A 25,873-nucleotide genomic window follows, 5' to 3' on the forward strand; every position below is an offset into this window, starting at 1 on the left:
GAGAGCTGTCATGTCGAATGCCGTCGAGGCGTCTGCATCGCCTTCCGTGCCGATCTCCTTCGAGGTCTACCCGCCCCGGACCGCCGCCGGCATGCCGGCGCTGCACGAGACCATCCGGCGTCTGGCAGAAGCCCGGCCCCAGTTCATCTCGGTGACCTTCGGAGCGGGCGGTTCCACGGGAGGACGGTCCCTCGAGGTCCTCACGCACATCCTCCGCGAGACCGCGGTGCCGCCGCTCGCGCACTTGACCTGCGTCGGAAGCACGTACGCCGACGCGGGAGCCCTCATCCGCGAGTTCCTCGACGCGGGCATCACGCGCTTCCTCGCCCTTCGTGGCGATCCGCCCGCCGGGGCGCAGGAGGGAGACGCCTTCCTCGGCGACCTCGAGAGCGCCGCCCAGCTCGTGCAGCTGATCGACCGCGTCCAGGCCGAGCGTGCGCCCTACAGCGAGGCGGACGTGCCGGGGCTGCCGGGCGCTGCCACGGTCGCGCCCCGCGAGCGCGTGCAGATCTCCGTCGCCGCCTTCCCCAACGGGCACCCGCGGTCGCGGCATCCGCACGAGCACATCGACGCGCTCCTGGCGAAGCAGGCGGCGGGGGCGACCCTCGCCATCACCCAGCTGTTCTTCGAGGCCGACGACTACCTCGGCTTCGTCGCGCGTGCCCGCCGCGCAGGCGTGCACATCCCGATCCTGCCGGGCCTCATGCCGCTGACCTCGCCCGGGAGGCTCGCCCGCGTGCTCGAGCTCACCGGCGAGGCGCGCCCGGCCGCGTTCGCCGATGCGCTCGACGCCGCCACCTCGGCCGAGGAGCAGCGCGCGATCGGGATCGCGCACGCCGCTGCGCTGGCACGCGCCGTGATCGAGGGCGGCGCGCCGGGCGTGCACCTCTACGCGTTCAACAACCACCAGACGGTGCTGACGGTCCTCCGTGAGGCCGGCATCCTCGACGACCGACAGGAGACCCCCGCATGACGTTCCCCGCCGCCACGATCCTCGGCTACCCGCGCATCGGCCGCCGCCGCGAGCTCAAGCAGGCCGTCGAGGCGCACTGGGCGGGTCGTCTCTCCGAACCGGACCTCGAGGCTGCCGCGGCCGAGCTGCGCGGACGGACGCGGGCGCGCCTGGTGGAGCTCGGCCTCGGCGCCGGCGACTCGTCGATCCCCGAGTCCTTCTCGTACTACGACCAGGTGCTCGATCTCGCCGTCGCGGTCGGAGCGATCCCGCACCGGTTCGAGGCCCTCCGCGAGCGCGACGGCAGCATTCCGCTGGCCGCATACTTCGCGATCGCCCGGGGCGACGACGAGCGACCGCCGTTGGAGATGACCAAGTGGTTCGACACCAACTACCACTACCTCGTGCCCGAGATCGGCCCCGAGACGGTCTTCTCCCCGTCCGGCGACCGGTTCGCGGCGCAGGTGCGCGAGGCCCGGAGCGCCGGGTTCGTCACCCGGCCGGTGCTCGTGGGCCCGGTGACCTTCCTCGCCCTGGCCAAGCCGTCCTCCGATGCGCCGGAGGGGTTCCGGCCGCTGGACCGGCTGGACGACCTCCTCCCCGTCTACGCGGAGATCCTCGCCGACCTCGCCGAGGCCGGTGCGGAGTGGGTGCAGCTGGACGAGCACGCTCTGGTGAGCCAGGCGCTGGGAGCGTCCGACGCCGAGCTCACCCGCGCCGCCGAGCGCGCCTACGAGGCGCTGGGTGCGGCCCCTTCCCGCCCGCGTGTGCTCGTCGCCGCCGGTTACGCGTCGCTGTCCGACGAGGCGTGGGCCGCGCTGGCAGCCGCGCCGATCGAGGCCCTCGCCCTCGATCTGCATCGCGGCCCGGTTCCCGCACCGGTGCCGGGCCTGGCCGAGAAGGTCCTCGTCGGCGGTGTCGTCGACGGGCGGAACATCTGGCGAGGCGACCTCCGCGCGGCGTGGGAGCGGCTGCAGGAGCTGCGCTCGCTCGGTGCGCGCCAGGTGGCGGCAGGCACCTCGACGTCGCTGCAGCACGTGCCGCACGACGTCGCCGACGAGCCGGACCTGGCGCCGCGCCTGCGATCCTGGCTAGCGTTCGCCGACCAGAAGACCGCGCAGGCGGCGACGCTCGGCCGGGGCCTGACGCTCGGTGCGGAGGCGATCGCCGCCGACATCGCCGACGCCGACGCCGCACTGGCGGATCGCCGGGAGGCGCCGGGCGTGCGCGACGGACAGGTGCGGACGCGCCTTGGCCGACTGTCGCCCGGCGACCTCGCCCGGCCCTCCGACGCAGAACGGGCCGCGGCGCAGCAGGACCTCGGACTGCCGCTGCTTCCGACGACGACGATCGGCTCGTTCCCGCAGACCGCGGAGATCCGCCGGGCGCGCGCCCGCCATGGGCGTGGGGAGCTCGGCACGTCCGCCTACGAAAGCTACCTGCGGGACGAGATCTCCCGCGTCGTGGAGCTGCAGGAGGAGCTCGGCCTCGACGTCCTCGTGCACGGAGAGGCGGAGCGCAACGACATGGTGCAGTACTTCGCTGAGCACCTCCAGGGCTTCGCGGTCACCCGCAACGGCTGGGTCCAGTCCTACGGATCGCGCGCCACGCGGCCCTCGATCCTGTGGGGCGACGTCTCGCGGCCGGCACCGATCACCGTGGGATGGTCGAGCTTCGCCCAGTCCCTGACCGCCCGTCCCATGAAGGGAATGCTGACGGGGCCGGTGACGATCCTGGCCTGGTCGTTCGTCCGCGACGACCAGCCCCTCGCGGAGACGGCCGACCAGGTCGCGCTCGCGCTGCGCGACGAGATCGCCGATCTCGAGGATGCGGGGATCCGCATCATCCAGGTCGACGAGCCCGCCCTCCGCGAGCTCCTGCCCCTGAAGGCGGCGCAGCAGCCGTCGTACCTGGCGTGGTCGGTGGCTGCCTTCCGGCTCGCGACGGGCGGGGCGGCCGCGCGCACCCAGGTGCACACGCATCTCTGCTACTCGGAGTTCGACGTCGTGATCGACGCGATCGCGGCCCTCGATGCCGATGTGACCTCGATCGAGGCGGCGCGCAGCCGCGGGGAGGTGATCGACGACATCGCCGCGGCGGGGTTCTCCCATGGCGTCGGTCCGGGGGTCTACGACATCCACGCCCCGCGCGTGCCGTCCGTCGACGAGGTCGCCGAGCTCCTGGAGCGGGCGGCCGATGCGCTGCCGCTGCGGCAGGTGTGGGTCAACCCCGACTGCGGTCTGAAGACGCGCGGCTACGACGAGACCGTGGAGTCGCTGCGCAATGTGGTCGTCGCGACCGAGCGCGTCCGCGCGAAGGTGGCGGCGCTGAGCTGACGCGGCCGGGGAGGCGCGTGCCCGAGCCCGGCCCGGTCAGACCGCGCGCAGGACGGCGACGACCTTGCCGAGGACGACGGCGTCGTCGCCGAGGATGGGCTCGAAGGCCGTGTTGCGGGGGAGCAGCCAGGTGTGCCCGTCGCGCTGGCGGAAGGTCTTGACGGTCGCCTCGCCGTCGAGCATCGCCGCGACGATGTCGCCGTTGTCGGCGACGGGCTGCGAGCGCACGACCACCCAGTCGCCGTCGCAGATCGCCGCGTCGATCATCGACTCGCCGCTCACCCGGAGCATGAACAGGTCGCCCTTGCCGACGAGCTGACGGGGGAGGGGGAAGATCTCCTCGACCTGCTGGTCTGCGGTGATGGGGACGCCGGCGGCGATGCGCCCGACCAGGGGGACCATCGCGGCGTCGCCGACCGCGGGCGCCTCGTCTGCGGGGTTCTCGGCGGCGCTGCCGGGCAGGTCGATCAGCACCTCCATCGCGCGGGTCTTGCCGGGGTCGCGGCGCAGGTAGCCGCTGAGCTCGAGCTGGTTGAGCTGGTGCGTGACGCTGGAGAGCGACTTGAGTCCGACGGCGTCGCCGATCTCGCGCATGCTCGGCGGATAGCCGTGACGCGCGATCGATCGCTGGATGACCTCGAGGATCGCCAGCTGCTTGTCGCTGAGCGACTTGCGTCGACGGGTCTGGGGCTTGTCCCTGGCCGACCGGATCTCGTCCATGGCCGCGCTCCTCTCGAGTCCTCCGGAAGGTCAGCGCCTTCGAATGTCGGAGGTGGGTGATGGGGTCTAGATATCGAAACCGTATCCGGTCTCGTCGCAGCCGAGCGTGAGGCGATCGCGTGTCGCGTTCGATTCATCTGCGATGTCGGATGCCCTTGACACCATACTTGTATCGAAGATAGATTCGGAAGAGAACTTCGCACCCGGCCCTCCCGGCCGAGAGTCGGGTGCGAAGTTCCGAACTCCGAACTCGGATCCCCGGGAGGAATCATGACCACCATCGACATCGCCGCAGCATCCGCGCTGACTCCGGCGACCCGCCTGCGCCTGACGACGCGCGGTCGGCGCGTGGTCGCTTTCCTCGCAGCCCTGCCGGCGGTCGCCGCGCTGGGCATCGCGATCGTCTCCGGGGGCGCCGCCCTCGCGTCCGCCGACCGCGAGGCGGCGTCGACCGAGTTCGCGACCGTGACCGTCCTTCCAGGCGACAGCCTGTGGTCCATCGCCCAGGAGGTCGCACCGGCGGCCGACCCCCGCGACGTGGTCGACGCGATCGTCCGTCTGAACGCCCTCGGCACCGCACAGCTCGACGCCGGCCAGGAGCTCTCGATCCCCGCGGAGTACGCGACGCAGGAGTGAGCGGTCCTAGCATGGAGGCGTGAGTTCACCCATCGACGGCCGCGTCCGTCTCGAGGACCTGCCCCTGCGCGAGGATCTGCGCGGACTGACGCCGTACGGCGCTCCGCAGGCGCCCCTTCCGGTGGCGCTCAACGTCAACGAGAACACGCACCCCGTCCCCGAGGAGGTCGCGGACGACATCCTCGACGGCATCGCCCTCGCTCTGCGCGAGGTCAACCGGTACCCCGATCGGGAGTTCACCGCGCTGCGCGAGGGGTTCGCCGACTACCTCGGACACGGCCTCGAACGTGACCAGATCTGGGCCGCCAACGGGTCGAACGAGGTGCTGCAGCACCTGCTGCAGGCGTTCGCGGGGCCGGGGCGTCGTGCGTTCGGCTTCGGGCCGACCTACTCGATGTACCCCCTGCTGACGCGTGCCACGGGTGCCGAGTACGTCTCGGGCACGCGAGAGCCCGACTACACGGTGTCGCCGGAGTCGGCGGCATCGCAGATCGCGGACGCCGACCCCGACGTCGTGTTCCTCTGCGCCCCCAACAACCCGACCGGCACGCCCCTGTCGCTGGAGGTCATCGAGTCGGTGTACGAGGCCGCCCGCGGCATCGTGATCGTGGACGAGGCCTACCAGGAGTTCGCACCGCGCGAGGAGAGGTCCGCCCTCACGCTGCTGCCGGGCCGCGAGCGGCTGGTCGTCTCGCGGACGATGAGCAAGGCCTTCGCCTTCGCGGGGGCGCGCGTGGGCTACCTCGCGGCGGATCCCGGCGTCATCGACGCCCTGCGTCTGGTGCGGCTGCCGTATCACCTGAGCGCGCTCACGCAGGCTGCCGCCACGGCCGCCCTCCGGCACGCCCCCACGATGCTCGGCATGGTCGACGAGATCGTCGCCCAGCGCGATCGGATCTCGGCGACGCTCGACGCGCTCGGGTACACGCCGTTCGAGAGCTGGACGAACTTCGTCCTCTTCTCGGGCGTGGACGACCCGGGGGCGACCTGGCAGGGCCTCTACGATCGCGGCGTGCTGATCCGCGACGTCGGCATCCCGCACAGCCTGCGGGTCACCGCCGGCACCGAGGAGGAGTCGACGGCCTTCCTCGAGGCCCTGGCGGCGCTCTGAGAGCACCCACGACCGCGGGGGCGTCACCGTGGCCGGTCCCGAGGGCGGCGCTCGGTAGAATCGGGCCATGAGCACCCCCCGTACGGCGACGCTGCGTCGCGCGACGAGCGAGTCCACCGTCGAGCTCGAGCTCGACCTCGACGGCACCGGCACGAGCCACATCGACACGACGGTGCCCTTCTTCGACCACCTTCTGACGGCGTTCGCCAAGCACTCCCTGACCGACCTCACGGTGCGCGCCTCCGGCGACACCGACATCGACGCGCACCACACGGTCGAGGACGTGTCGATCGTCCTGGGTCAGGCGATCCGCCAGGCGCTGGGCGACAAGGCGGGGATCTCCCGCTACGGCGACGCCCTGGTCCCCCTCGACGAGGCGCTCGCGCAGGCGGTCGTCGACATCAGCGGCCGACCCTACCTGGTGCACGCCGGCGAACCGGCGGGCTTCGAGCACCACCTCATCGGCGGCCACTTCACCGGGTCGCTCGTGCGGCACACGTTCGAGGCGATCGCCTTCAACGGCGGGCTGACGATGCACGTCACCGTGCTGGGCGGTCGCGACCCGCACCACATCGCCGAGGCGGAGTACAAGGCGCTCGCGCGCGCGTTCCGGCAGGCGAAGAGCCTCGACCCGCTGGTGCGCGGCATCCCGAGCACGAAGGGCGCCCTGTGACCGACGCGCCCCTGGTCGCGGTGCTCGACTACGGTTCGGGCAACGTCCACTCCGCCGTCAAGGCGCTCGTGGCGGCGGGCGCCGACGCGCGGCTCACCTCCGACCGCGGGCTCATCCAGGACGCGGCCGGACTGCTCGTGCCCGGGGTGGGTGCCTTCCGCGCCGTGATGGAGGCGCTCCGCGCCAGTCGCGGAGACGAGGCGATCGAGCGCCGCCTGGCGGGCGGACTGCCCGTGCTCGGCATCTGCGTGGGCATGCAGGTCCTCTTCGACCAGGGCGTCGAACGCGGCGATGCGACCGAGGGCCTCGGTCAATGGCCGGGGGTCGTGCTCGAGCTCGACGCTCCGGTGCTTCCCCACATGGGATGGAACACCGTGCGGCCGGGGGAGGGGTCGACCCTCTTCCGCGGGATCGAGGACGAGCGCTTCTACTTCGTGCACTCCTATGGCGTCCAGCACTGGTCCCTCGAGGTCATGCGGCCCTTCCGTGAGCCGGCGGTGACCTGGTGCGACTACGGAGCGCCGTTCCTGGCGGCGGTGGAGAACGGACCGCTCTCGGCGACGCAGTTCCACCCGGAGAAGAGCGGAGCCGCGGGTATCCGCCTCCTCGCGAATTGGGTCGAATCGCTGCCGCGGGGCTAATCTCTCTCCTTGTGCGTGCGCGCAAGACGTGCGCCCCGACGAACCATCCGGAGCCATGAACGATTTCGCGTCCACCCCTGAACTGATCCTCCTCCCGGCCGTCGACGTCGCCGACGGCAAGGCGGTCCGCCTGACCCAGGGCGAGGCGGGCACCGAGACGAGCTACGGCGACCCCGTCGACGCTGCCCTGCAGTGGGCACACCAGGGCGCGCAGTGGGTGCACCTCGTCGACCTGGATGCGGCGTTCGGTCGCGGCAGCAACACTCCCGTGCTGCGCAAGGTCATCAAGCAGCTGCGCGGGGTGCAGGTGGAGCTGTCCGGCGGCATCCGCGACGACGCCACCCTCGAGGCCGCACTGGAGTCCGGGGCGACCCGCATCAACCTCGGCACCGCCGCGCTGGAGAACCCCGAGTGGGCCGCCGACGTCATCGGCCGCTACGGAGACGCGATCGCCGTGGGACTCGACGTGCGCGGCACGACCCTGGCTGCGCGCGGCTGGACCCGCGAGGGCGGCGATCTGTGGGAGGTCCTCGACCGCCTCGAGGACGCCGGCTGCAGCCGCTACGTCGTCACGGACGTCACGAAGGACGGCACGCTCCGCGGCCCCAACATCGAACTCCTCCGCGAGATGGTGGCCCGCACCCCGAAGCCGGTGGTCGCCTCGGGCGGCGTCTCGAGCCTCGACGACATCGCCGCGCTGCGCGCGCTCGTCCCGCTCGGCGTCGAGGGTGCGATCGTCGGCAAGGCCCTCTACGCGGGGGCGTTCACGCTCGCCGAGGCGCTGGATGTCGCCGCAGGCTGACGACGCCAGCCACCCGGCGGGCGATTCGGCCGGCGTCCCCTGGGCGGGGCGCCGCTTCGAGGACAACCCGCACTCCGGCGACGACGGATCCGCCGATCCCGCGCTCCTCGCGGCCCTGCAGCGCTTCCGTGCGGGCGAGGGCAGTCAGGTCGAGGTGATCGATGCGCTCCGCGGTGCGCGCGTGCTGATCCCTCTGATCGCGGAGAAGGGCGAGGAGGGCATCGCCCCGAGCGGCCTGGCGGTCGACAAGACGCAGGAGCTGTCGATCGTGACGGTCGCCGCCCCCGACGGCCGCCGCGTGCAGCCGGTCTTCTCGTCGGTCTCGACGATGGCGTCGTGGGACGCCGCGGCGCGACCGATCCCGGTCGACGCGGTGCGCGTGGCGCTGTCCGCGTCGGCGGAGGACACCGACCTGATCGTGCTGGACCCGACGGCCGCGACCGAGTTCGTGGTGCGCCGTCCGGCGGTGTGGGCGATCGCCCAGGGTCTGCCGTGGGAGCCGAGCTTCCTCTCGCCCGAGGTCTTCTCCGCCCTGCAGGAGAGCGTGGCGTCGGAGCTGGCCGTGATCGACGTGGCCGTCGCCGCGGGTGATCCCGACGCGCGGCTGCGCGGCCCCGAGCTCGTCGTCATGCTGGAGCTGATGGACGGGCTGGAGCGGCAGGCGCTGGACGCCGTGCTCGCGCGTCTCGCGCAGCGGTGGGCGGCCGACGACCGGATCGCCGTGCTCGCCGACTCGCTGACCGTCAAGCTGCGCCGCAGTTCCTGAGGGCCGGCTCCGGGCCTGACGGCGGCGCAGCTCGGGGGAGGAGATGCCGGTCAGGTGACGGGACCGGTGTACTTCTCGCCCGGGCCCTTGCCGATCGGATCGGGGATCGTCGAGGTCTCCCGGAAGGCGAGCTGGAGCGAGCGCAGGCCGTCGCGCAGCGAGCGGGCGTGCATGTCGCTGATCTCGGGGGCGCCGGCGGTGATCAGCCCCGCGAGGGCGTTGATGAGCTTGCGCGCCTCGTCGAGGTCGGTCTGCGTCTCGGGGGAGTCGGCGAGGCCCACCTTCACGGCGGCGGCGCTCATCAGGTGCACGGCCGCGGTCGTGATGACCTCGACCGCCGGCACGTCGGCGATGTCGCGGGTGGCGGCCTGGGCGGCACGCTCCTGCTCTTCCCACCGCTGGTGCCGGGCGTTCTCGTGGGGATCGTCGCCCCGATCGCTCCGCTGGTCGGCCTGGTCGCCCGGAATCGTATCCACGTGCTGCTCTCTGCTAGACTTGGTGCGCACCGGAGTGTTCTGCTCCGGATCGAAAGAGGATCACATCCCACCCGCGCTTGCCGTTCCAGGCTACCGGGTCACGCACTCCGCCCCGCTCACGCAGGGTCGTCCCCCGTGGATCAGGGTGCAGAAACACTGACAGCCGATGTGCGCATCGTGCGGGTGGACGTGATCAGCTTCCGCCCGCGACACAGCCCTGTGTCGCGGTGGCAGTCCCCGCACGAACAGGAGTTCCGCACATCAGCGATCCCCGCACCAACGACCGCATCCGCGTCCCCGAGGTCCGCCTCGTCGGACCCGCGGGTGAGCAGGTCGGCGTCGTCCGTATCGAGGTGGCGCTGCGTCTGGCTCAGGAGGCCGATCTCGATCTGGTCGAGGTGGCCCCCAACTCGAAGCCTCCCGTGGTCAAGATCATGGACTACGGGAAGTTCAAGTACGAGGCGGCGCAGAAGGCCAAGGAAGCACGTCGCAACCAGGCCAACACGATCCTCAAGGAGGTGCGCTTCCGTCTGAAGATCGAGGCGCACGACTACACGACCAAGCTCAAGCGCGCGGAGGGCTTCCTCCAGGCGGGCGACAAGGTCAAGGCGATGATCCTCTTCCGTGGTCGCGAGCAGTCGCGTCCCGAGCAGGGTGTGCGCCTGTTGCGCAAGTTCGCCGAGGACGTCGCCGAGTTCGGCACCGTGGAGTCCAACCCCACGATCGACGGCCGCAACATGGTGATGGTGATCGCGCCCCACAAGAACAAGTCCGAGGTCAAGACGGAGCAGAACGCTGCTCGCGCCGCGACCAAGCAGGCCGCTCGTGAGGCCCGCAGCGGACAGGCTCCCGCTTCCGGCGCGGAGACCGCACCCGCCGAGTAGTCCTCCGGACTGCGACGCCCCACAGACTCCCGCCCTGCGGGAACCACAACGAAGGAAGAACCATGCCGAAGCAGAAGACCCACTCGGGTGCCAAGAAGCGCTTCAAGGTCACCGGAAGCGGAAAGATCAAGAAGCAGCAGGCGAACCTCCGCCACAACTTCGAGGGCAAGCCGACCAAGCGCACGCGCCGTCTGTCGGCCGACAAGATCCTGGCCCCGGGCGACGCGAAGGTCGCCAAGAAGCTCCTCGGCATCTGACGCCGCCGCACGTAAGGAATAAGTAGAAGAAATGGCTAGAGTCAAGCGGGCCGTCAACGCCCACAAGAAGCGTCGCGTCATCCTCGAGCGCGCCTCCGGTTACCGCGGACAGCGTTCGCGCCTGTACCGCAAGGCGAAGGAGCAGGTCACCCACTCGCTCGTCTACGCGTACCGTGACCGTCGCAAGCGCAAGGGCGACTTCCGTCGTCTGTGGATCCAGCGCATCAACGCCGCGAGCCGCCAGAACGGCCTGACGTACAACCGCTTCATCCAGGGCCTCGGCCTCGCGGGTGTGCAGGTCGACCGTCGCATGCTCGCCGAGCTCGCCGTGAACGAGCCGGCCGTCTTCGCGTCGCTGGTCGAGACCGCGCGCACGGCGCTCCCGGCCGACGTCAACGCCCCCAAGGCGTAAGCGCGTCGCACGCTCTCCGACAGGGCGCTCTCCATCCGGAGGGCGCCCTGTCGTCGTTCCCGGTCGCGGCCGCGCCGTCCCCCTACACTGAGACCGTGCTCGAGAACCCCCGTTCGCCGCGTGTGCGCGCCGTCGCCAAGCTGACCAAGCGCAGCGCTCGGCAGGAGACCGGTCTGTTCCTGCTGGAGGGGCCCCAGGCCGCGCGCGAGGCGCTCGCCTACCGTCCCGACTCGATCGTCGAGATCTTCGCGACGCCGACGGCCATGGAGAAGCATCAGGACGTGCGTGACGCGGCACGGGAGGCCGGCATCGAGGTCGAGTTCACCACGGAGCCGGTGCTCGACGCGATGGCCGACACCGTCACGCCGCAGGGCATCGTCGCCGTCGCGCGCCAGTCGCCGACGGCGCTGAAGGACGTGTTCGCCTCGGCTCCGGCGCTGGTGGCCGTGTGCGAGGAGGTCCGCGACCCCGGCAACCTCGGCACCATCATCCGCGCCGCCGACGCTGCGGGAGCGGACGCCGTCATCCTCACCGGTCGCACGGTCGATCCCTACAACCCGAAGGTCGTCCGGGCGACCACCGGGTCGCTCTTCCATCTGCCGATCGCGGTCGGCGCCGACCTCGCTGAGGTCGTGGAGCGCGCGCACGCCGCGGGCCTGCGGGTCGTGGCCGCGGACGTCGGCGGGCAGGACTTCCTCGGTCACCGCCCCACCCTCGCCGAGCCGACGGCGTGGCTCTTCGGGAACGAGGCGCGCGGGCTCGACGACGAGGCTCTGGGACTGGTCGATCTCACGCTGCGCCTGCCGATCTACGGACGTGCCGAGTCGCTGAACCTCGCCACGGCGGCGAGCGTGTGCCTCTACGAGAGCGCGTTCGCGCAGCGGTCCGGTGCCGGCTCATGAGCCCCTTCTCGCGGTCCAACGCGCGCACCGAGGGGCCCCGCCCGCCGTGGTGGCGGCGACTCGCCACGTGGGTGGCGTCGCTCTTCCGGCGTTCGTGACACGGAGCCCCGCCGTCGCTTGCGCACGTTCCGGGCCTGTTACAGATCGGTAAAGGTGCTGCGGAAAACCCCGGTGGGGATACCCCGGACCGCATACGCTGGCCGGATGACGGCTTCTGAGCACGACGCAGCACCGGCCACGTCCAACATCTCCGTCCGCCGCGGCGACCCGCTGGTGGTCATCGAGAACGTGCAGAAGCACTACGGCGACTTCCAGGCACTCAGCGACATCGACCTCACCGTCAACCGCGGCGAGGTGGTCGTGGTCATCGGACCGTCGGGCTCGGGCAAGTCGACGCTGTGCCGCACGATCAACCGGCTCGAGACCATCACGAGCGGCACGATCTCGGTCGACGGCAAGGAGCTGCCCAAGGAGGGGAAGTCGCTCGCAGCGCTGCGCGCCGACGTGGGCATGGTCTTCCAGTCGTTCAACCTGTTCGCGCACCTCACGATCCTCGACAACGTCACGATCGGACCCATCAAGGTCAAGGGCATGAAGCGGGCGGAGGCGGAGAAGCTCGCGAGGGAGCTGCTCGACCGCGTCGGCGTCGCCCACCAGGCCGACAAGCTGCCGGCCCAGCTCTCCGGCGGACAGCAGCAGCGCGTCGCGATCGCGCGCGCCCTGGCGATGAAGCCGAAGGTCATGCTCTTCGACGAGCCCACGAGTGCGCTCGACCCCGAGATGATCAACGAGGTCCTCGACGTCATGGTCGGTCTCGCGCAGGACGGCATGACGATGATCGTCGTCACCCACGAGATGGGCTTCGCGCGCAAGGCGGCCGACCGCGTCGTGTTCATGGCCGACGGGCGGATCGTCGAGGAGGCCGCCCCCGACGAGTTCTTCACGAACGCGAAGAGCGACCGCGCCAAGGACTTCCTCTCCAAGCTCATCACGCACTGACACCCGACCCATTGAGACGTCCGCGCAGCACCAGCGCGGTCACCCGTAGATACGAAACCAGGAGGATCACATGCGCAAGACACGCATCGCCGGCGTCATCGCCGGGATCGCGATGACCGCGCTCGCCCTGACGGCGTGCAACAGCGGCAGCCCGACCAGCCCGGGCGGGGAGAGCGAAGGCGACGGCGGCGACGCCCTGTGGGAGGTCGCGACCGACGTGAGCCTGGACGGCAGCCCCACCTTCGAGCGCATGACCGGCCGCGACGGCGTCATCGTCGGCGTCAAGAACGACCAGCCCGGTCTCGGCTACGAGGACGCCGCGACCGGTGAGCGCACCGGCTTCGACGTCGACATCGCCCGGTGGATCGCCGCGTCGCTCGGCTTCAGCGAGGACCAGATCACCTATCAGACGATCCCGTCCGCGAACCGCGAGCAGGAGATCGTCAACGGCAACATCGACTACTACGTCGGCACCTACTCGATCACCGACAGCCGCAAGGAGCTGATCGACTTCGCCGGTCCGTACTTCATCACCGGTCAGGGTCTGCTCGTCGCCGCCGACAACACCGACATCGAGGGTCCCGACGACCTCGCCGGGAAGATCGTCTGCTCGGTGACGGGTTCGACGCCGCTGCAGCGGATCCGCGACGAGTACAGCCCGGGAGACACCGTCGAGTACGACACCTACTCGCAGTGCATCGACCAGTTGCTGGCCGGCTCCGTCGACGCGATCACCACCGACCAGGCGATCCTGGCGGGGTACGTCGCGCAGCAGCCCGACGAGCTGAAGATCGCGGGAGAGGTCTTCAGCGAGGAGCGCTACGGCGTGGGTCTCGAGAAGGGCGACACGGCCCTGCTCGACCACATCAACGCGCTGTTCACCGATGGCGGCGACGTGTGGCAGGCGCTCTTCGACGAGCACCTCGCCCCTGCCGGCATCACGGGCGAGCAGCCCGCGGTCGACTGATCCCCGTGCCGGGGCGGCTGCGCAGCCGCCCCGGCACCTCATCCCTGACGAAGACGAACGAGAGGCGCGCGCATGGACGTCATCACCAACAACCTCGACCTGTGGGGCGAGGTCTTGGTGGGCACGCTCATCCTGTTCTTCGGGGGCGGGCTGGTGGCGCTGATCCTCGGCACGATCGTCGGCGCCATGCGCGTCTCTCCGATCCCGGTCGCGCGGGCGGTCGGCACGATCTACGTCAACATCATCCGCAACACGCCGCTCACCCTCGTCTTCTTCGCCTTCGCGTTCGCCCTTCCGCCGATCCTCGGTCTCCGCCTGACGGGCGACGTGTCGCTCACTCTCGCGATCAGCGCGCTCGGGATCTACACGGCGACGTACGTCGCCGAGACCATCCGCTCGGGCATCAACACCGTTCCCGTCGGGCAGGCCGAGGCAGCACGGGCGCTGGGTATGACCTTCGGGCAGGTCATGGGCTTCGTGGTGATGCCGCAAGCGTTCCGCTCCGTCATCCCGCCGATGATGAGCGTGTTCATCGCGCTGCTGAAGAACACGACCGTGGCGGCCGGGTTCTCGGTCGTCAACCTCGGTTCGATCCGCAACTACCTCAGCGAGCGCGGCGAGAACCAGTTCATCGTCATCCTGTGGGTGATGGCGATCTTCGTCGCCCTGGTGCTGGTGCTGTCCTTCGTCCAGCGAACGCTCGAGAACCGATGGAAGGTGGCGCGATGACCTCCGTCCTGTACGACGTCCCTGGACCCCGTGCGATCGCGCGCAACCGCGTGCTGGGAGTGCTGACCGTCCTGGTGGTCGCCGCCATCATCGGCTTCATCGTCTGGCGGCTCATCGAGACCGGTCAGTTCTCCGCCGAGAAGTGGCAGGCCTTCACCTACACGAACGTCTGGATCCAGATCGCGCTCTCGGCGTGGCGCACCCTCGCCGCGTTCGGCGTCGCCGCCATCGGCGCGCTCGCCCTCGGCTTCGTGCTCGCCATCGGCCGGCTCTCCGATCACGCCTGGATCCGGATCCCGGTGGGCGCGGTCGTCGAGGTCCTCCGGGCGGTCCCCGTCCTCATCTTCATGTTCCTGCTGTACTACGGCCTCCCGGTCCTCGGCATCCGGATGGAGTCGTACTGGGCCGTGGTGATCGCCCTCGTGGCCTACAACGGCTCGGTGCTGGCCGAGGTGATCCGCGCCGGCGTGGAGTCGCTCCCGCGCGGGCAGTCCGAGGCGGGGTATGCGATCGGCCTCCGCAAAGCCGGCGTCATGCGTCTGGTGCTCCTGCCTCAGGCCATCCGCGCGATGATGCCCGTGATCATCGCTCAGCTGGTCGTCACGCTGAAGGACACCGCGCTCGGCTTCATCATCACCTACCCCGAACTGCTGTTCTACGCGCGCTACCTGGGCTCGCAGTCGACCTACGGCTCGCCGATCGTCCCGATGACGATCGTCGTCGGAACGATCTACATCGCGCTGTGCCTCCTCCTCTCGCTGATCGCGACCATGGTGGAGCGCCGGCTGCGCCGGTCGCCGCGGACTCCGGGTGTGACGCGCGCCGATGTCGCCGCCCACCAGATCACCGACACACAGGTGATCGGCGCGCAGAGCGCAGCAGACATCGCGGCGGCGCGGAGGGGCCTCGGGAAGTACGACGGCACGAGCGGGGGCGGCGCGGTCTGACGCGGCGCGGGCGGGACACCGCCCGCCGGTAGACTCGTCTCTCGTGTCTGACGCACCCGAGAACCAGCCGGCCGAGATCACGCCCGAGGCCGTCGAAGCGGCGGTCGCCGCCGCCCTCGCGGCCATCGATGCCGCGTCGACGACGGCCGAGCTCAAGGCCGCCCGCGCCGCCCACACGGCGGAGGGGTCGCCCCTCGCCCAGCTCAACGCGCAGCTTCGGCACGTGCCGAACGAGAAGAAGGCCGAGTTCGGCAAGCTCGTCGGCCAGGCGCGGGGACGCGTGACGCAGGCGCTCGCCGCTCGCGAGACCGCCCTCGCCGAGGCGGAGACGGCTGCGCAGCTGGACGCCGAGCGCATCGACATCACCGCGCTGCCCCAGCGCGCCCGTGTCGGTGCGCGCCACCCGCTGACACTCCTGCAGGACCAGATCGGCGACATCTTCGTCGGCATGGGATGGGAGGTCGCCGAGGGGCCCGAGCTCGAGCACGAGTGGTACAACTTCGACGCGCTGAACCTCGACGCCGACCACCCCGCACGTCAGATGCAGGACACGTTCTACGTCGACCCGGTCGCGTCGCACCTGCTGCTGCGCACGCAGACCAGCCCTGTGCAGATGCGCTCGATGCTGACGCGCGACCTGCCGATCTACATCGTCTCCCCGGGCCGCGTGTACCGCACCGACGAGTTCGACGCCACGCACCTGCCGGTGTTCAGCCAGTTCGAGGGCCTCGTGATCGACAAGGGCATCACGATGGCGAACCTCCGCGGCACCCTCGACCATGTCGCCCGCGCGCTGTTCGGCGCCGAGGCGAAGACGCGTCTGCGCGCCAACTACTTCCCCTTCACCGAGCCCTCCGCAGAGCTCGATCTCTGGCACCCGACCTTCAAGGGGGGCGCGCGATGGATCGAGTGGGGCGGCTGCGGCATGGTCAACCCCAACGTGCTGCGCGCGGCCGGCATCGACCCCGAGGAGTACTCGGGCTTCGCCTTCGGCATGGGGATCGAGCGGACGCTGATGTTCCGCTCCGATGTGAAGGACATGCGCGACATGGCCGAGGGCGATGTGCGCTTCAGCGAGCAGTTCGGAATGGTGGTCTGATGCGCGTCCCGCTTTCGTGGCTCCGCGAGTACGTCGACGTGGCGCCCGGCGCCACCCCTGAGGACGTGCTGGCCTCGCTCGTCTCGGTCGGCTTCGAGGAGGAGGATGTCCACGGCTTCGGCCTCGTCGGGCCGATCGTCGTGGGCCAGGTCGTGGAGTTCGTCGAGGAGCCGCAGTCCAACGGCAAGACGATCCGCTGGTGCCAGGTCGATGTGGGCCCGGCCCATGGAGGAGTGCGCGGGATCGTCTGCGGTGCCCGGAACTTCTTCGCGGGCGACAAGGTCGTCGTGACCCTCCCGGGCGCGGTGCTGCCCGGTCCGTTCCCGATCGCGGCGCGCAAGACCTACGGGCATGTGTCGGACGGCATGATCGCGTCGGCGAAGGAGCTCGGGCTCGGCGAGGAGCACGGCGGAATCCTGCGTCTGGTGGAGCTGGGCCTCGACCCGGAGGTGGGCGCCGATGCGATCGCCCTCCTCGGACTCGACGACGTGGCCGTCGAGATCAACGTGACGCCCGATCGCGGCTACGCGCTCAGCCTGCGCGGCGTCGCCCGCGAGTATGCGCACGCCACCGGAGCGGTCTTCCGCGACCCCGCCGATCGGCCGTTCGAGGAGCTCCAACAGCCCGTGGGCGGCTTCCCGGTGGCCGTCGTCGACGACGCGCCCGTCCGCGGACGCGTGGGCGCGAGCGAGTTCGTCGTGCGGGTCGTCCGTGACGTCGACCCGACCAAGCCGACCCCCGCGTGGATGGTCGCGCGCCTTACGCTCGCCGGAATCCGCTCGCTCGGCATCCTCATCGACATCACCAACTACGTGATGCTCGAGCTCGGCAACCCCATCCACGGCTACGACCTCGACACGCTCTCGGGCGGGATCACCGTGCGGCGCGCCCGTGCGGGCGAGAAGCTCACGACGCTCGACGGCAAGGAGCGCGCACTCCACACCGAGGACCTGCTCATCACCGACGAGTCGGGGCCGATCGGCCTGGCCGGCGTCATGGGCGGCGGCACGACCGAGATGACCTCGTCGACGCGGAACGTGCTCATCGAGGCCGCGATCTTCGACACGGTGACGATCGCCCGCACGGCGCGGCGGCACAAGCTGCCCAGTGAGGCGTCCAAGCGGTTCGAGCGCGGCGTCGACCCGCTCGTGCCCTTCGTCGCTGCTCGTCGCGTCGCCGACCTCATGGTCGAGTACGCCGGCGGCACGCTCGACACCGAGACCGGCGGCGCACTGTTCACCGAGGTCTTCGTGGAGGGGATCGACCTGCCGCGCGGCTTCGCTTCGGGCCTCATCGGCGTCGACTACACCGACGCCGAGGTCGTCGGCGCCCTCGAGACCATCGGCGCCGAGGTGACCGAGTCGGAGGCGGTGCCGGGAACGTGGCTCGTCATCCCGCCGTCGTGGCGCCCGGACCTGACCGACAAGTGGACCCTCGTCGAGGAGGTCGCCCGGATCACCGGATACGATCGCATCCCCTCGGTCCTGCCCGTCCCGCCGTCGGGTCGGGGCTTCACCACCGCGCAGGCGGCGCGCCGCCGCGTCGCGAACGCCCTCGCGGCTGCCGGATTCGTCGAGACGCCGTCGTTCGGCTTCACCACGCAGGAGCAGAACGACCTCCACGGATCCGCATCGGGTGAGTCCCTGCCGAGCGTCAAGCTCGCCAATCCGCTCGACGGACAGGCGCCCTATCTGCGTCGCTCGCTCATCCCCGGACTCCTGCAGGTCGCGCACCGGAATCTCTCGCGCGGCCTCACCGACCTCGCCCTGTTCGAGACGGGCACGGTCTTCCTTCCCGCGCCGGGCGTGCGGTACGGCACGGCGACGGTGCCACCGGCCGCGGTGCGGCCCGACGCGGCGACGCTCGCCGCGCTCGACGCCGCCCTGCCCCCGCAGCCGCGTCACATCGCGGTCCTGCTGACCGGTCAGCGTGTGGCCAAGCAGCCGGGCGTCGCCGCCGAGCCGTTCGACGTCGCGGACGGGATCGACGCGCTGCGCACGATCGCGGGCGCGGCGGGCGTGCAGATCGAGGTCGCCCAGGGGGCCCGTGCCGCCCTGCATCCCGGTCGCACCGGCGTCGTCTCGGTGGGCGGCGCCGAGGTCGGCTACGTCGGGGAGCTCCTTCCGGCGGTGGCCGAGGCGGCCGACCTGCCCGGACGGGTGATCGTCGCCGAGCTCGACCTCGACCGCCTCATCGATGCGGCCGGTACGCGGGTCGTCGCCGAGACGCTGTCGGGCTACCCAGCGGCGACGCAGGACGTGTCGCTGGTGCTCGGTGCCGATGTGCCTGCGGGAGCGGTGCGATCCGCCCTCGTCGACGGTGCCGGCCCGCTCCTGGAGGCGCTGCGACTCGTCGACGATTATCGCGGGGCCGGCGTGCCCGAAGGGGCCAAGAGCCTGACGTTCGCGCTCCGGTTCCGTGCCGCGGACCGCACGCTGACCGCCGCCGAGGCCACCGAGGCGAAGCTCGCCGGAGTGGCCGTCGCCGCCGAGCGGTTCGGCGCGACGCTGCGCGAGTAGGTCCCGGCGCCGGCGGGCGACCCGTGCCGCGGCTCTAGCGCGTGCCCCAGTTCCATGCAGGGACATCGAGGAGGCCCTGGCCGACGACCTCTGTGCCGCCCACGCCCGGGCGCAGCTCCACCCGCGAGGGATCGGGCAAGGAGTCAACCAGCGCGGCCGCGTGGGAGACGACGAGGACCTGGGTGCGCTCGGCGGCCGCCACGATGAGCCGCGCCAGCGGCTCGAGGAGCGACGCGTGCAGGCTCGCCTCGGGCTCGTTCAGCACCAGCAGCGGCGCGGGCCGTGCCGGCAGGAGCGCGGCGACGAGCAGCAGGTAGCGCAGCGTGCCGTCGGACAGCTCGGCGGTCTGCAGCGGACGAAGCAGGCCGGGCTGCCGGAACGACAGGCGGAACAGACCGTCGGTCGCCGTCACCGACACCTGCGCGCCCGGGAACGCCTCGTCGACCGCTCGATCGAGTGCGCTGCCATGACCGGCCTCGACCACCGTCGCCCACAGCGCTGCGAGGTTCGCCCCGTCGTGGGCGAGGGTCTGAGTGCGGGTGCCGACCTGCGCGCGCCGGGCGGGCGCATCCGCATCGACGCGGAAGTGGTCGTAGAACCGCCACCCGCCGAAGGTGCGGCGCAGCGAGAGCAGCTCGGGCGCGGTGTCGCCCTCGGCGAGGTCGGTGATGATGCTCTCGAACGGGGCGAGCTGCTGACGCAGCGACACCCACCCGTCAGCCCGCACCCGGGTGTGCTGCCGCGTGCGGTCGATGATCAGCGTGGCGGGCTTGGCGACGGCGCCGGCGAAGATCTGCTCGCGCTTGATCTCCGGATCGCGGGCGAACGGACTGCGCTGGTCGGTCTGCGGGATGCCGAGGTCCACCAGGTAGCCGAGCTCGTCCGAGGCGAAGCCGAGCTGCACGGCGACCGGCCGTGTGCGGACGGTGCCCTGATCGCCGCCGTTCTCCGGCCCCGCCCACAGCACCGACGGCAGCCCGCCCTCCCGGGCCAGTGCCCCCACGACGTCGCCTCGGCCGGCCGACGCCAGCAGCCCCAGTGCGCGGTACAGGTTCGACTTGCCGGAGCCGTTGGGGCCGGTGATCACCGTGAGGGGGCCCAGCGGCACCACCACGTCGCGGAGGGAGCGGTATCCCGACACGGCCAGGGTCTGCAGCATGCCTTCCAGCCTCTCATCCGTCCCGGACACCACCCCCGGTAGGCTCGGGCTGATGAGCGACTCCACCGCGTCCCCTCCGCCGGCCCTCCAGGTCTCCCAGCTCGTGAAGCGCTTCGGTGAGAAGGTCGCCGTGGCCGGTATCGACCTCGAGGTTCCCGCCGGCTCGTTCTTCGGGCTCGTCGGCCCCAACGGCGCGGGCAAGACGACCACGCTGTCGATGGCGACGGGGCTGCTGCGGCCCGACGCGGGTCTCGTGCGGGTCCACGGCGTGGACGTGTGGACCGAGCCGGTCGTGGCCAAGCGCATGATCGGGAACCTCGCCGACGGCGTGCGGCTGTTCGACCGGCTGACCGGCGAGCAGCTGATCACCTACACGGCCATGATGTTCGGGCTGCCGAGGCCGGAGATCGCCCCTCGGGTGGCGGACCTGATCGCGCTGATGGATCTCGGTGACGCGGCCGGCACGATCGTCGCCGACTACTCGGCGGGCATGACCAAGAAGGTCGCCCTGGCGTGCGCCCTGGTGCACGCGCCGCGCCTGCTCGTGCTCGACGAGCCGTTCGAGTCCGTGGATCCCGTGTCGGCGGCCAACATCGAGGACGTGCTGCGCGGCTATACGTCCTCCGGCGGAACGATCATCATCTCCAGCCACTCCATGGACCTCGTCCAGCGCATGTGCGATCACGTCGCCGTCATCGCCGCGGGGCGCGTGCTGGCCGCCGGAACGGTCGAAGACGTCCGCGCGGGCGAGAGTCTCCAGGACCGCTTCGTCTCCCTCGTCGGCGGGCGTCACACCTCGGAGGGCCCGCAGTGGTTGCGACCGTCCTGAGGCTCCGCTACCGCATCCTCGGCAACAACCTCTCCCGCCGACCCTGGCAGCTGGTGGGCTTCTGCTTCGGCGTCCTGTGGGCGCTCGGCCTGCTGGCGCTGATCGTGGCCGGGTTCGTCGCGCTCTCCGCATCGCAGTCGCTGTCTCTCATCGCGCCTGTCCTCGTGTTCGGCGGCGGCCTGCTGCTGCTGGGCTGGCTGCTGGGGCCGCTGCTGCTGGCCGGACTGGACTCGACGGTCGACGCCTCCCGGCTCGCTCCCTTCCCCCTGCGCCGCTCCCAGCTCATGTCGGCGCTCGCCGCCGTGGGGGCGACGGGCATCCCGGGGATCATCACCGCCGCGGCGGCGAGCTCCTCGCTGATCCTCTGGGTGCGATGGCCTGCCGCGCTGCTCGTCGCCGTGCCCGCCGTGGTGCTGGCGGTGGCCACGTGCGTCGTCGCGACGCAGCTCATGTCGGCGCTGTCGCAGAGCTCCGGCTCGCGCCGCGGCCGGGAGATCACCGGCACGCTGGTGCTCATCGTGCTCATCCTGTCCGGTCCGATCCTCACCGGCGTCCTGTCGGTCCTCGATCGCGCGACGGGCGAGCTGTCGTCGCGCTTCGCGGACGCCGCCGCCGTGCTCGGCTGGACGCCCCTGGCGGCGGCCTGGTCGGCGCCGGTGGATGCCGCCGCCGGGTCGTGGGCCGCAGCGCTCGCGAAGCTGGCGATCGCGGCCGCGACCCTCGCGCTGCTGGTGTGGCTGTGGGACCGCGTGCTGACCGCGTCGACCGTCGCACCGGCCCGTCGGTCGGTGCGCGCGGTGCGATCGGGCGCCCTTCAGCTTTTCGGCCGCATGCCCACCGGGGGAGTCGGGGCGACGTGGGCGCGCTCGCTGACCGCGTGGCTGCGGGACCCGCGGTACCTGCGGCAGCTGATCGTCGTCCCGCTGTTCCCGATCCTCTTCGCCTTCGCGGGCGGGGTCGACGGCTGGCTCTTCGGCGCATCGGCGGTCATGGCGGCCCTGGTGCTTGCCATCGCGGGCTACGCCGACATCTCCTACGACGGGACCGCCTTCGCCTCGGTCATCTCCACCGGGATCCGGGGGCGGGATGACCGGCTCGGCCGACTGCTGGGTGCCGCCTGCATCGGCGTCCCGCTGCTGCTGGCGGTCGCGATCATCACGACCTCCGTCGCGGGCACCCAGGAGAATCTGCCGGCGCTGCTCGGCGCCGCGCTCGGTCTGCTCCTGTCGGGCTACGGGGTGACCGCGGTGTCGTCGGCGCTCATCGTCACCCCGGTGCCCTCACCGGGGGACAGCCCGTTCCGGTCCGTGCCCGGTCAGACGTTTCTGAACAGCCTGCTGGTCTTCGTCGTGTGGGGAGCCGCGCTCGTGCTGGCCTCTCCCGCCCTCGTCCTCGCCGTCGTCGCGACCGTGGGCGGGTCCGCGGTGCTGGGATGGATCGCGCTGGCCGTCGGGGTCGGGGCGGGTCTCGCCGCGATCGCCGGCGGGGTGCTGCTCGGCGGCCGCACCCTCGATCGCACGGCTCCCGACCTCCTGCAGCGCATCAAGGCCTTCCCCACCTGAGCCGTTGCGCCGACAGCGGACACGCTCGCGTCCGCGCGGCGGGCGTGCTGTGGTGAAGGGCATGACGGACGTGCTGATCCTCGGGGGGACGGGGTGGCTGAGCGGGCGTATCGCTCAGCGCTGGATCGACGAGGGCGCCTCGGTGACCTGCGTCGGACGCGGCGGCCGGCCCGCCCCGCGCGGATCGCGACTCGTCGTCGCCGACCGCGATGCGCCGGACGCGTACGCAGCGGTGGTCGGCCAGGAGTGGGACGAGGTGGTCGATGTCTCCTCGCACCCGGGCCACGTCGCGCAGGCGGTCGCCGCACTCGAGGAACGGGCCGTCCACTGGAGCTACGTCTCGAGCGTGTCGGTCTACGCCGACGCCGACCGGCCCGGAGCCGACGAGACCGCCCCCCTGGCGGTTCCCGCCGACGACGGGTCGCCCGACGACTACGCGCGGGCGAAGGCGGCGGCCGAGCGCGCCGTCGGAGCGCTCGGGGACCGCGTCGCGATCAGCCGGGCGGGGCTCATCGTCGGGCCGGGCGACCCCACCGACCGCTTCGGCTACTGGCCGGCGCGCTTCGCCGCCGACGCGGACGCGCCCGTGCTGGTCCCGCCGCACGAGGGCGCGTTCGCGCAGGTGATCGACGTCGACGACCTGGCGGACTTCATCGTCCGGTCCGGTCGCCGCGGGTGGCGGGGCACGGTCAACGCCGTGGGCGTCTCCACTCCGCTGTCGTCGGTGCTCGAGACGGTGCGGACGATCGCCGGCCATCGCGGCCCGGTGGTGAGCGCACCGGCGGAGTGGCTGCGCGACCGGGGCGTCGCGCACTGGTCGGGGCCGCGCTCGCTGCCGCTGTGGCTGCCCGCCGACATGCCCGGCTTCGCCACCCGTGACGGGCGCGCCTACCGTGCCGCGGGCGGTCGGCTTCGTCCTCTCGGCGAGACCGTGGAGCGGGTGCTCGCCGATGAACGGGCGCGGGGCCTGGACCGGCCGCGGCGGGCGGGCCTGGGCCGCGCGGAGGAGGCGGAGCTGCGGGCGGCGCTCGGCGCCTGACGGCCGGAGCCCCGGATTTGGCGGATCGTGCTCGGCGGCGATATCGTCGCCGCATGTCCTCGGCGTCCGCGATCACCGTTCCCACGGTCATGCGCGCGCGTCGACGCCAGGGCGGACGCCGACTCTAGGCGACCCCGCACGCTCCCCGCTCCCGCGGGTCGAGCCGCCGGTGTCGCCGTCTTCGGCCTGAGCCCGTCCAAGGGCCCGTTCCTCAGACAATAAGGTTGGACAATGACCTACTCGGTCGCCGTTTCCGGCGCATCCGGCTATGCCGGCGGCGAGATCCTGCGCCTGCTGGCCGCCCACCCCGACATCGAGATCCGCACGGTGACGGCGCATTCGAACGCGGGGCAGCCGCTCATCGAGCAGCAGCCGCACCTGCGCTCGCTCGCACACCTCACGCTCCAGGAGACGGCGCCGGAGACCCTGGCCGGTCACGACATCGTCTTCCTCGCGCTGCCGCACGGGCAGTCCGGGCAGTACACCGAGGCCCTTGCCGGCGTGCCGCTCGTCATCGACGCCGGCGCCGACCACCGGCTCACCTCGGCCCACGCGTGGGAGGCCTTCTACGGCGGTGACTTCCACGAGCCGTGGGCGTACGGCGTCCCCGAGCTGCTCGTGGACGGTGTCAAGCAGCGCACCCACCTCGCCGGCGCGGCGCGCATCGCCGCCCCCGGCTGCAACGCCTCCACGGTCGCGCTGAGCCTCGCACCGGGCGTCGCCGCCGGCGTCATCGACCCCGGTGACATCGTCAGCGTGCTGGCGGTCGGCCCCTCCGGTGCCGGCAAGAGCGCCAAGACCCACCTGCTGGCCTCCGAGATCCTCGGGAGCGCGAACCCCTATGCGGTCGGCGGCACGCACCGCCACATCCCGGAGATCCGGCAGGCGCTCGTGGCCGCCGGCGGTCGCCGGGTGCCGCTGGCCGACGACGCGGTGGGGATCTCCTTCACCCCCGTGATCGTGCCGATGGCGCGCGGCATCCTCGCCACGAGCGTCGCGCGGATCGCGCCGGGGGCCTCGGACGCCGAGATCCGCGAGGCATGGGAGTCCGCCTACGGCGACGAGACCTTCGTCCAGCTCCTGCCCGAGGGCTCCTTCCCCCGCACCGCCGACGTGCTCGGGGCCAACACCGCGCTCATGGGCCTGGCGATCGACCGCGCCGCCGACAAGGTCGTCGTGGTCACCGCGGTGGACAACCTCGTCAAGGGCACCGCCGGTGCCGCCGTCCAGTCCATGAACATCGCCCTCGGCCTCCCCGAGGCCACGGGCCTGACCGTGAACGGAGTCGCGCCGTGAGCGTCACCGCAGCGAGGGGATTCGAGGCGGCCGGTGTCGCGGTGGGGCTGAAGTCCACCGGGGCCAAGGACGTCGCCGTCGTCGTCAACCGCGGGCCGGCCAAGGCCGCCGCGGCCGTGTTCACCAGCAACCGCGCCAAGGCCAACCCGATCCTCTGGTCGCAGCAGGCGATCGCCGACGGCGTCGCGGAGGCGGTGGTCCTGAACTCCGGAGGCGCGAACTGCTTCACCGGGAGCTTCGGATTCCAGACCACCCATCAGACCGCCGAGACCGCGGCCGGCCTGCTCGGGGTGAGCCCCGGCGACGTGCTGGTCTGCTCGACCGGGCTGATCGGGACGGGCGACGAGACGTTCCGCGCCAAGGTGCTGCAGGGCACGGCGGAAGCGATCCGCACCCTCACCGCCGACGGCGGGGACGACGCGTCGCTGGCCATCATGACGACGGACTCGAAGCCCAAGCGGGCCGTGGTCTCGCGCAGCGGCTGGACGATCGGCGGCATGGCCAAGGGCGCGGGGATGCTCGCGCCGGGACTGGCCACGATGCTCGTCGTGATCACGACCGACGCCGTCGTGGGCTCCGCCGACCTCGACACCTCGCTGCGCCGCGCGACGCGGCTGACCTTCGACAGGCTCGACTCCGACGGCTGCATGTCGACCAACGACCAGGTCACGCTCCTGGCCAGCGGGGCCAGCGGCATCGCACCGGACCTCGACGAGTTCGCCCGCGCGCTGACCGAGGTGTGCCAGGACCTCGCGCAGCAGCTGCAGGCCGACGCGGAGGGCGCCAGTCACGACATCACGATCCAGGTCGTCCACGCCGCCTCCGACGACGACGCCGTGGCGGTCGGACGGTCGGTGGCGCGCAACAACCTGTTCAAGGCCGCCGTCTTCGGCAACGACCCCAACTGGGGCCGGGTGCTCGCGGCCATCGGCACGACCGACGCGGCCTTCGACCCCTACGACGTCGACGTCTGGTTCAACGGCGTGCGCGTCTGCAGCGCGGGCGCCCCCGACCGTCCTCGCGAGGAGGTCGACCTCACGCCGCGCGCGACCGGCATCCTCATCGACCTGAAGGTCGGAGACGCCGAGGCGACGATCCTCACCAACGACCTCACCCACGACTACGTGCACGAGAACAGCGCGTACTCCTCATGAACGAGC

Annotated in this window: 26 protein-coding genes; 23 read left to right on the forward strand and 3 right to left on the reverse strand. The window is 71.5% G+C overall.

Annotated features, from left to right (window positions below; genetic code table 11):
• The first annotated feature begins 10 nt into the window (after positions 1-10).
• Complete coding sequence (locus QQZ13_RS11585; RefSeq protein ID WP_284529333.1) at positions 11-973, forward strand: methylenetetrahydrofolate reductase; 963 nt, start codon at positions 11-13, stop codon at positions 971-973.
• Positions 970-3,288, forward strand: a complete 2,319-nt coding sequence (gene metE / locus QQZ13_RS11590) for a 5-methyltetrahydropteroyltriglutamate--homocysteine S-methyltransferase (RefSeq protein WP_284529334.1) — start codon at positions 970-972, stop codon at positions 3,286-3,288. The genes QQZ13_RS11585 and metE overlap by 4 nt, the downstream gene beginning before the upstream one ends.
• 36 nt (positions 3,289-3,324) lie before the next feature.
• On the opposite strand, the gene lexA is transcribed toward metE, so the two are convergent.
• Positions 3,325-4,008, reverse strand: a complete 684-nt coding sequence (lexA, locus tag QQZ13_RS11595) for a transcriptional repressor LexA (protein WP_284529335.1) — start codon at positions 4,006-4,008, stop codon at positions 3,325-3,327.
• A gap of 270 nt (positions 4,009-4,278) precedes the next feature.
• Between lexA and QQZ13_RS11600 the strand changes: the two genes are divergently transcribed.
• The 6 genes from QQZ13_RS11600 to QQZ13_RS11625 all read left to right on the forward strand — a co-directional run bounded on the left by QQZ13_RS11600 (position 4,279) and on the right by QQZ13_RS11625 (position 8,637).
• Positions 4,279-4,644 carry a LysM peptidoglycan-binding domain-containing protein gene (locus tag QQZ13_RS11600; RefSeq protein WP_284529336.1) on the forward strand — a complete coding sequence of 122 codons (366 nt, stop codon included), beginning with the start codon at positions 4,279-4,281 and terminating at the stop codon, positions 4,642-4,644.
• Positions 4,645-4,663: 19 nt separating this feature from the next.
• On the forward strand, positions 4,664-5,755 hold the full coding sequence (locus tag QQZ13_RS11605; protein ID WP_284529337.1) for a histidinol-phosphate transaminase: 1,092 nt from the start codon (positions 4,664-4,666) through the stop codon (positions 5,753-5,755).
• 67 nt (positions 5,756-5,822) lie between these two features.
• Entirely contained in the window at positions 5,823-6,428 is a 606-nt protein-coding gene (gene hisB / locus QQZ13_RS11610; protein ID WP_284529338.1) for an imidazoleglycerol-phosphate dehydratase HisB, read from the forward strand.
• A complete protein-coding gene (hisH, locus tag QQZ13_RS11615) occupies positions 6,425-7,069 on the forward strand; it encodes an imidazole glycerol phosphate synthase subunit HisH (protein ID WP_284529340.1) in 645 nt (214 codons plus the stop codon). Before hisB ends, hisH begins: the two co-directional genes overlap by 4 nt.
• Before the next feature lie 55 nt (positions 7,070-7,124).
• Positions 7,125-7,871: a bifunctional 1-(5-phosphoribosyl)-5-((5-phosphoribosylamino)methylideneamino)imidazole-4-carboxamide isomerase/phosphoribosylanthranilate isomerase PriA gene (gene priA, locus QQZ13_RS11620; protein ID WP_284529341.1), complete on the forward strand. Its 747-nt coding sequence runs from the start codon at positions 7,125-7,127 to the stop codon at positions 7,869-7,871.
• A complete protein-coding gene (locus QQZ13_RS11625) occupies positions 7,855-8,637 on the forward strand; it encodes an SseB family protein (RefSeq protein WP_284529342.1) in 783 nt (260 codons plus the stop codon). Before priA ends, QQZ13_RS11625 begins: the two co-directional genes overlap by 17 nt.
• Positions 8,638-8,687: 50 nt before the next feature.
• On the opposite strand, the gene QQZ13_RS11630 is transcribed toward QQZ13_RS11625, so the two are convergent.
• Positions 8,688-9,104, reverse strand: a complete 417-nt coding sequence (locus tag QQZ13_RS11630; protein WP_284529595.1) for a DUF1844 domain-containing protein — start codon at positions 9,102-9,104, stop codon at positions 8,688-8,690.
• A gap of 236 nt (positions 9,105-9,340) precedes the next feature.
• Between QQZ13_RS11630 and infC the strand changes: the two genes are divergently transcribed.
• The 10 genes from infC to pheT all read left to right on the forward strand — a co-directional run bounded on the left by infC (position 9,341) and on the right by pheT (position 18,828).
• Positions 9,341-9,997 (forward strand): translation initiation factor IF-3, encoded by a 657-nt coding sequence (gene infC, locus QQZ13_RS11635; RefSeq protein WP_284529343.1) that lies wholly within the window; start codon positions 9,341-9,343, stop codon positions 9,995-9,997.
• A 62-nt stretch (positions 9,998-10,059) separates the two neighbouring features.
• Positions 10,060-10,254, forward strand: a complete 195-nt coding sequence (gene rpmI, locus QQZ13_RS11640; protein WP_005048908.1) for a 50S ribosomal protein L35 — start codon at positions 10,060-10,062, stop codon at positions 10,252-10,254.
• Positions 10,255-10,285: 31 nt separating this feature from the next.
• Positions 10,286-10,666 carry a 50S ribosomal protein L20 gene (rplT, locus tag QQZ13_RS11645; protein ID WP_284529348.1) on the forward strand — a complete coding sequence of 127 codons (381 nt, stop codon included), beginning with the start codon at positions 10,286-10,288 and terminating at the stop codon, positions 10,664-10,666.
• A 95-nt stretch (positions 10,667-10,761) separates the two neighbouring features.
• Complete coding sequence (locus QQZ13_RS11650; protein ID WP_284529350.1) at positions 10,762-11,568, forward strand: RNA methyltransferase; 807 nt, start codon at positions 10,762-10,764, stop codon at positions 11,566-11,568.
• A 270-nt stretch (positions 11,569-11,838) separates the two neighbouring features.
• A complete protein-coding gene (locus QQZ13_RS11655) occupies positions 11,839-12,567 on the forward strand; it encodes an amino acid ABC transporter ATP-binding protein (RefSeq protein ID WP_284529596.1) in 729 nt (242 codons plus the stop codon).
• A 70-nt stretch (positions 12,568-12,637) separates the two neighbouring features.
• The gene (locus QQZ13_RS11660) at positions 12,638-13,534 is read left to right on the forward strand and encodes a glutamate ABC transporter substrate-binding protein (protein WP_284529351.1); all 897 of its coding nucleotides are present in this window, start codon (positions 12,638-12,640) and stop codon (positions 13,532-13,534) included.
• A 72-nt stretch (positions 13,535-13,606) separates the two neighbouring features.
• Positions 13,607-14,263, forward strand: a complete 657-nt coding sequence (locus QQZ13_RS11665) for an amino acid ABC transporter permease (protein WP_284529355.1) — start codon at positions 13,607-13,609, stop codon at positions 14,261-14,263.
• The gene (locus tag QQZ13_RS11670) at positions 14,260-15,210 is read left to right on the forward strand and encodes an amino acid ABC transporter permease (RefSeq protein WP_284529356.1); all 951 of its coding nucleotides are present in this window, start codon (positions 14,260-14,262) and stop codon (positions 15,208-15,210) included. The genes QQZ13_RS11665 and QQZ13_RS11670 overlap by 4 nt, the downstream gene beginning before the upstream one ends.
• A 43-nt stretch (positions 15,211-15,253) precedes the next feature.
• Positions 15,254-16,309 carry a phenylalanine--tRNA ligase subunit alpha gene (gene pheS / locus QQZ13_RS11675; protein ID WP_284529357.1) on the forward strand — a complete coding sequence of 352 codons (1,056 nt, stop codon included), beginning with the start codon at positions 15,254-15,256 and terminating at the stop codon, positions 16,307-16,309.
• Positions 16,309-18,828 carry a phenylalanine--tRNA ligase subunit beta gene (gene pheT / locus QQZ13_RS11680; RefSeq protein ID WP_284529359.1) on the forward strand — a complete coding sequence of 840 codons (2,520 nt, stop codon included), beginning with the start codon at positions 16,309-16,311 and terminating at the stop codon, positions 18,826-18,828. Before pheS ends, pheT begins: the two co-directional genes overlap by 1 nt.
• A gap of 34 nt (positions 18,829-18,862) precedes the next feature.
• Here pheT and QQZ13_RS11685 read toward each other — a convergent pair whose 3' ends face one another.
• Positions 18,863-19,987 carry an AAA family ATPase gene (locus QQZ13_RS11685; protein ID WP_284529360.1) on the reverse strand — a complete coding sequence of 375 codons (1,125 nt, stop codon included), beginning with the start codon at positions 19,985-19,987 and terminating at the stop codon, positions 18,863-18,865.
• 52 nt (positions 19,988-20,039) lie between these two features.
• Here QQZ13_RS11685 and QQZ13_RS11690 point away from each other — a divergent pair, with 52 nt between their 5' ends.
• From QQZ13_RS11690 to argJ, 5 genes are all read left to right on the forward strand, one after another.
• Positions 20,040-20,816: an ABC transporter ATP-binding protein gene (locus QQZ13_RS11690; protein ID WP_284529361.1), complete on the forward strand. Its 777-nt coding sequence runs from the start codon at positions 20,040-20,042 to the stop codon at positions 20,814-20,816.
• Positions 20,798-22,378, forward strand: coding sequence for a hypothetical protein (locus QQZ13_RS11695; RefSeq protein ID WP_284529363.1), 1,581 nt, complete (start codon positions 20,798-20,800; stop codon positions 22,376-22,378). The genes QQZ13_RS11690 and QQZ13_RS11695 overlap by 19 nt, the downstream gene beginning before the upstream one ends.
• A gap of 61 nt (positions 22,379-22,439) precedes the next feature.
• Positions 22,440-23,417 (forward strand): NAD-dependent epimerase/dehydratase family protein, encoded by a 978-nt coding sequence (locus QQZ13_RS11700; protein WP_284529364.1) that lies wholly within the window; start codon positions 22,440-22,442, stop codon positions 23,415-23,417.
• Positions 23,418-23,648: 231 nt separating this feature from the next.
• Entirely contained in the window at positions 23,649-24,713 is a 1,065-nt protein-coding gene (gene argC, locus QQZ13_RS11705) for an N-acetyl-gamma-glutamyl-phosphate reductase (RefSeq protein ID WP_284529365.1), read from the forward strand.
• Positions 24,710-25,867: a bifunctional glutamate N-acetyltransferase/amino-acid acetyltransferase ArgJ gene (gene argJ / locus QQZ13_RS11710; RefSeq protein ID WP_284529367.1), complete on the forward strand. Its 1,158-nt coding sequence runs from the start codon at positions 24,710-24,712 to the stop codon at positions 25,865-25,867. Before argC ends, argJ begins: the two co-directional genes overlap by 4 nt.
• The last annotated feature ends 6 nt before the right edge of the window (positions 25,868-25,873 follow it).

Source organism: Microbacterium sp. T2.11-28, from assembly GCF_950097975.1.
Lineage (GTDB): Bacteria > Actinomycetota > Actinomycetes > Actinomycetales > Microbacteriaceae > Microbacterium.

Coding starts and splice junctions, on each gene's coding strand:
- lexA (WP_284529335.1), bottom strand. CDS start 4,008: ATGGACGAGATCCGGTCGGCCAGGGACAAGCCCCAGACCCGTCGACGC.
- QQZ13_RS11600 (WP_284529336.1), top strand. CDS start 4,279: ATGACCACCATCGACATCGCCGCAGCATCCGCGCTGACTCCGGCGACC.
- QQZ13_RS11665 (WP_284529355.1), top strand. CDS start 13,607: ATGGACGTCATCACCAACAACCTCGACCTGTGGGGCGAGGTCTTGGTG.
- hisB (WP_284529338.1), top strand. CDS start 5,823: ATGAGCACCCCCCGTACGGCGACGCTGCGTCGCGCGACGAGCGAGTCC.
- QQZ13_RS11685 (WP_284529360.1), bottom strand. CDS start 19,987: ATGCTGCAGACCCTGGCCGTGTCGGGATACCGCTCCCTCCGCGACGTG.
- QQZ13_RS11625 (WP_284529342.1), top strand. CDS start 7,855: ATGTCGCCGCAGGCTGACGACGCCAGCCACCCGGCGGGCGATTCGGCC.
- priA (WP_284529341.1), top strand. CDS start 7,125: ATGAACGATTTCGCGTCCACCCCTGAACTGATCCTCCTCCCGGCCGTC.
- rpmI (WP_005048908.1), top strand. CDS start 10,060: ATGCCGAAGCAGAAGACCCACTCGGGTGCCAAGAAGCGCTTCAAGGTC.
- QQZ13_RS11690 (WP_284529361.1), top strand. CDS start 20,040: ATGAGCGACTCCACCGCGTCCCCTCCGCCGGCCCTCCAGGTCTCCCAG.
- QQZ13_RS11660 (WP_284529351.1), top strand. CDS start 12,638: ATGCGCAAGACACGCATCGCCGGCGTCATCGCCGGGATCGCGATGACC.
- metE (WP_284529334.1), top strand. CDS start 970: ATGACGTTCCCCGCCGCCACGATCCTCGGCTACCCGCGCATCGGCCGC.
- pheT (WP_284529359.1), top strand. CDS start 16,309: ATGCGCGTCCCGCTTTCGTGGCTCCGCGAGTACGTCGACGTGGCGCCC.
- QQZ13_RS11585 (WP_284529333.1), top strand. CDS start 11: ATGTCGAATGCCGTCGAGGCGTCTGCATCGCCTTCCGTGCCGATCTCC.
- QQZ13_RS11670 (WP_284529356.1), top strand. CDS start 14,260: ATGACCTCCGTCCTGTACGACGTCCCTGGACCCCGTGCGATCGCGCGC.
- QQZ13_RS11700 (WP_284529364.1), top strand. CDS start 22,440: ATGACGGACGTGCTGATCCTCGGGGGGACGGGGTGGCTGAGCGGGCGT.
- argC (WP_284529365.1), top strand. CDS start 23,649: ATGACCTACTCGGTCGCCGTTTCCGGCGCATCCGGCTATGCCGGCGGC.
- rplT (WP_284529348.1), top strand. CDS start 10,286: ATGGCTAGAGTCAAGCGGGCCGTCAACGCCCACAAGAAGCGTCGCGTC.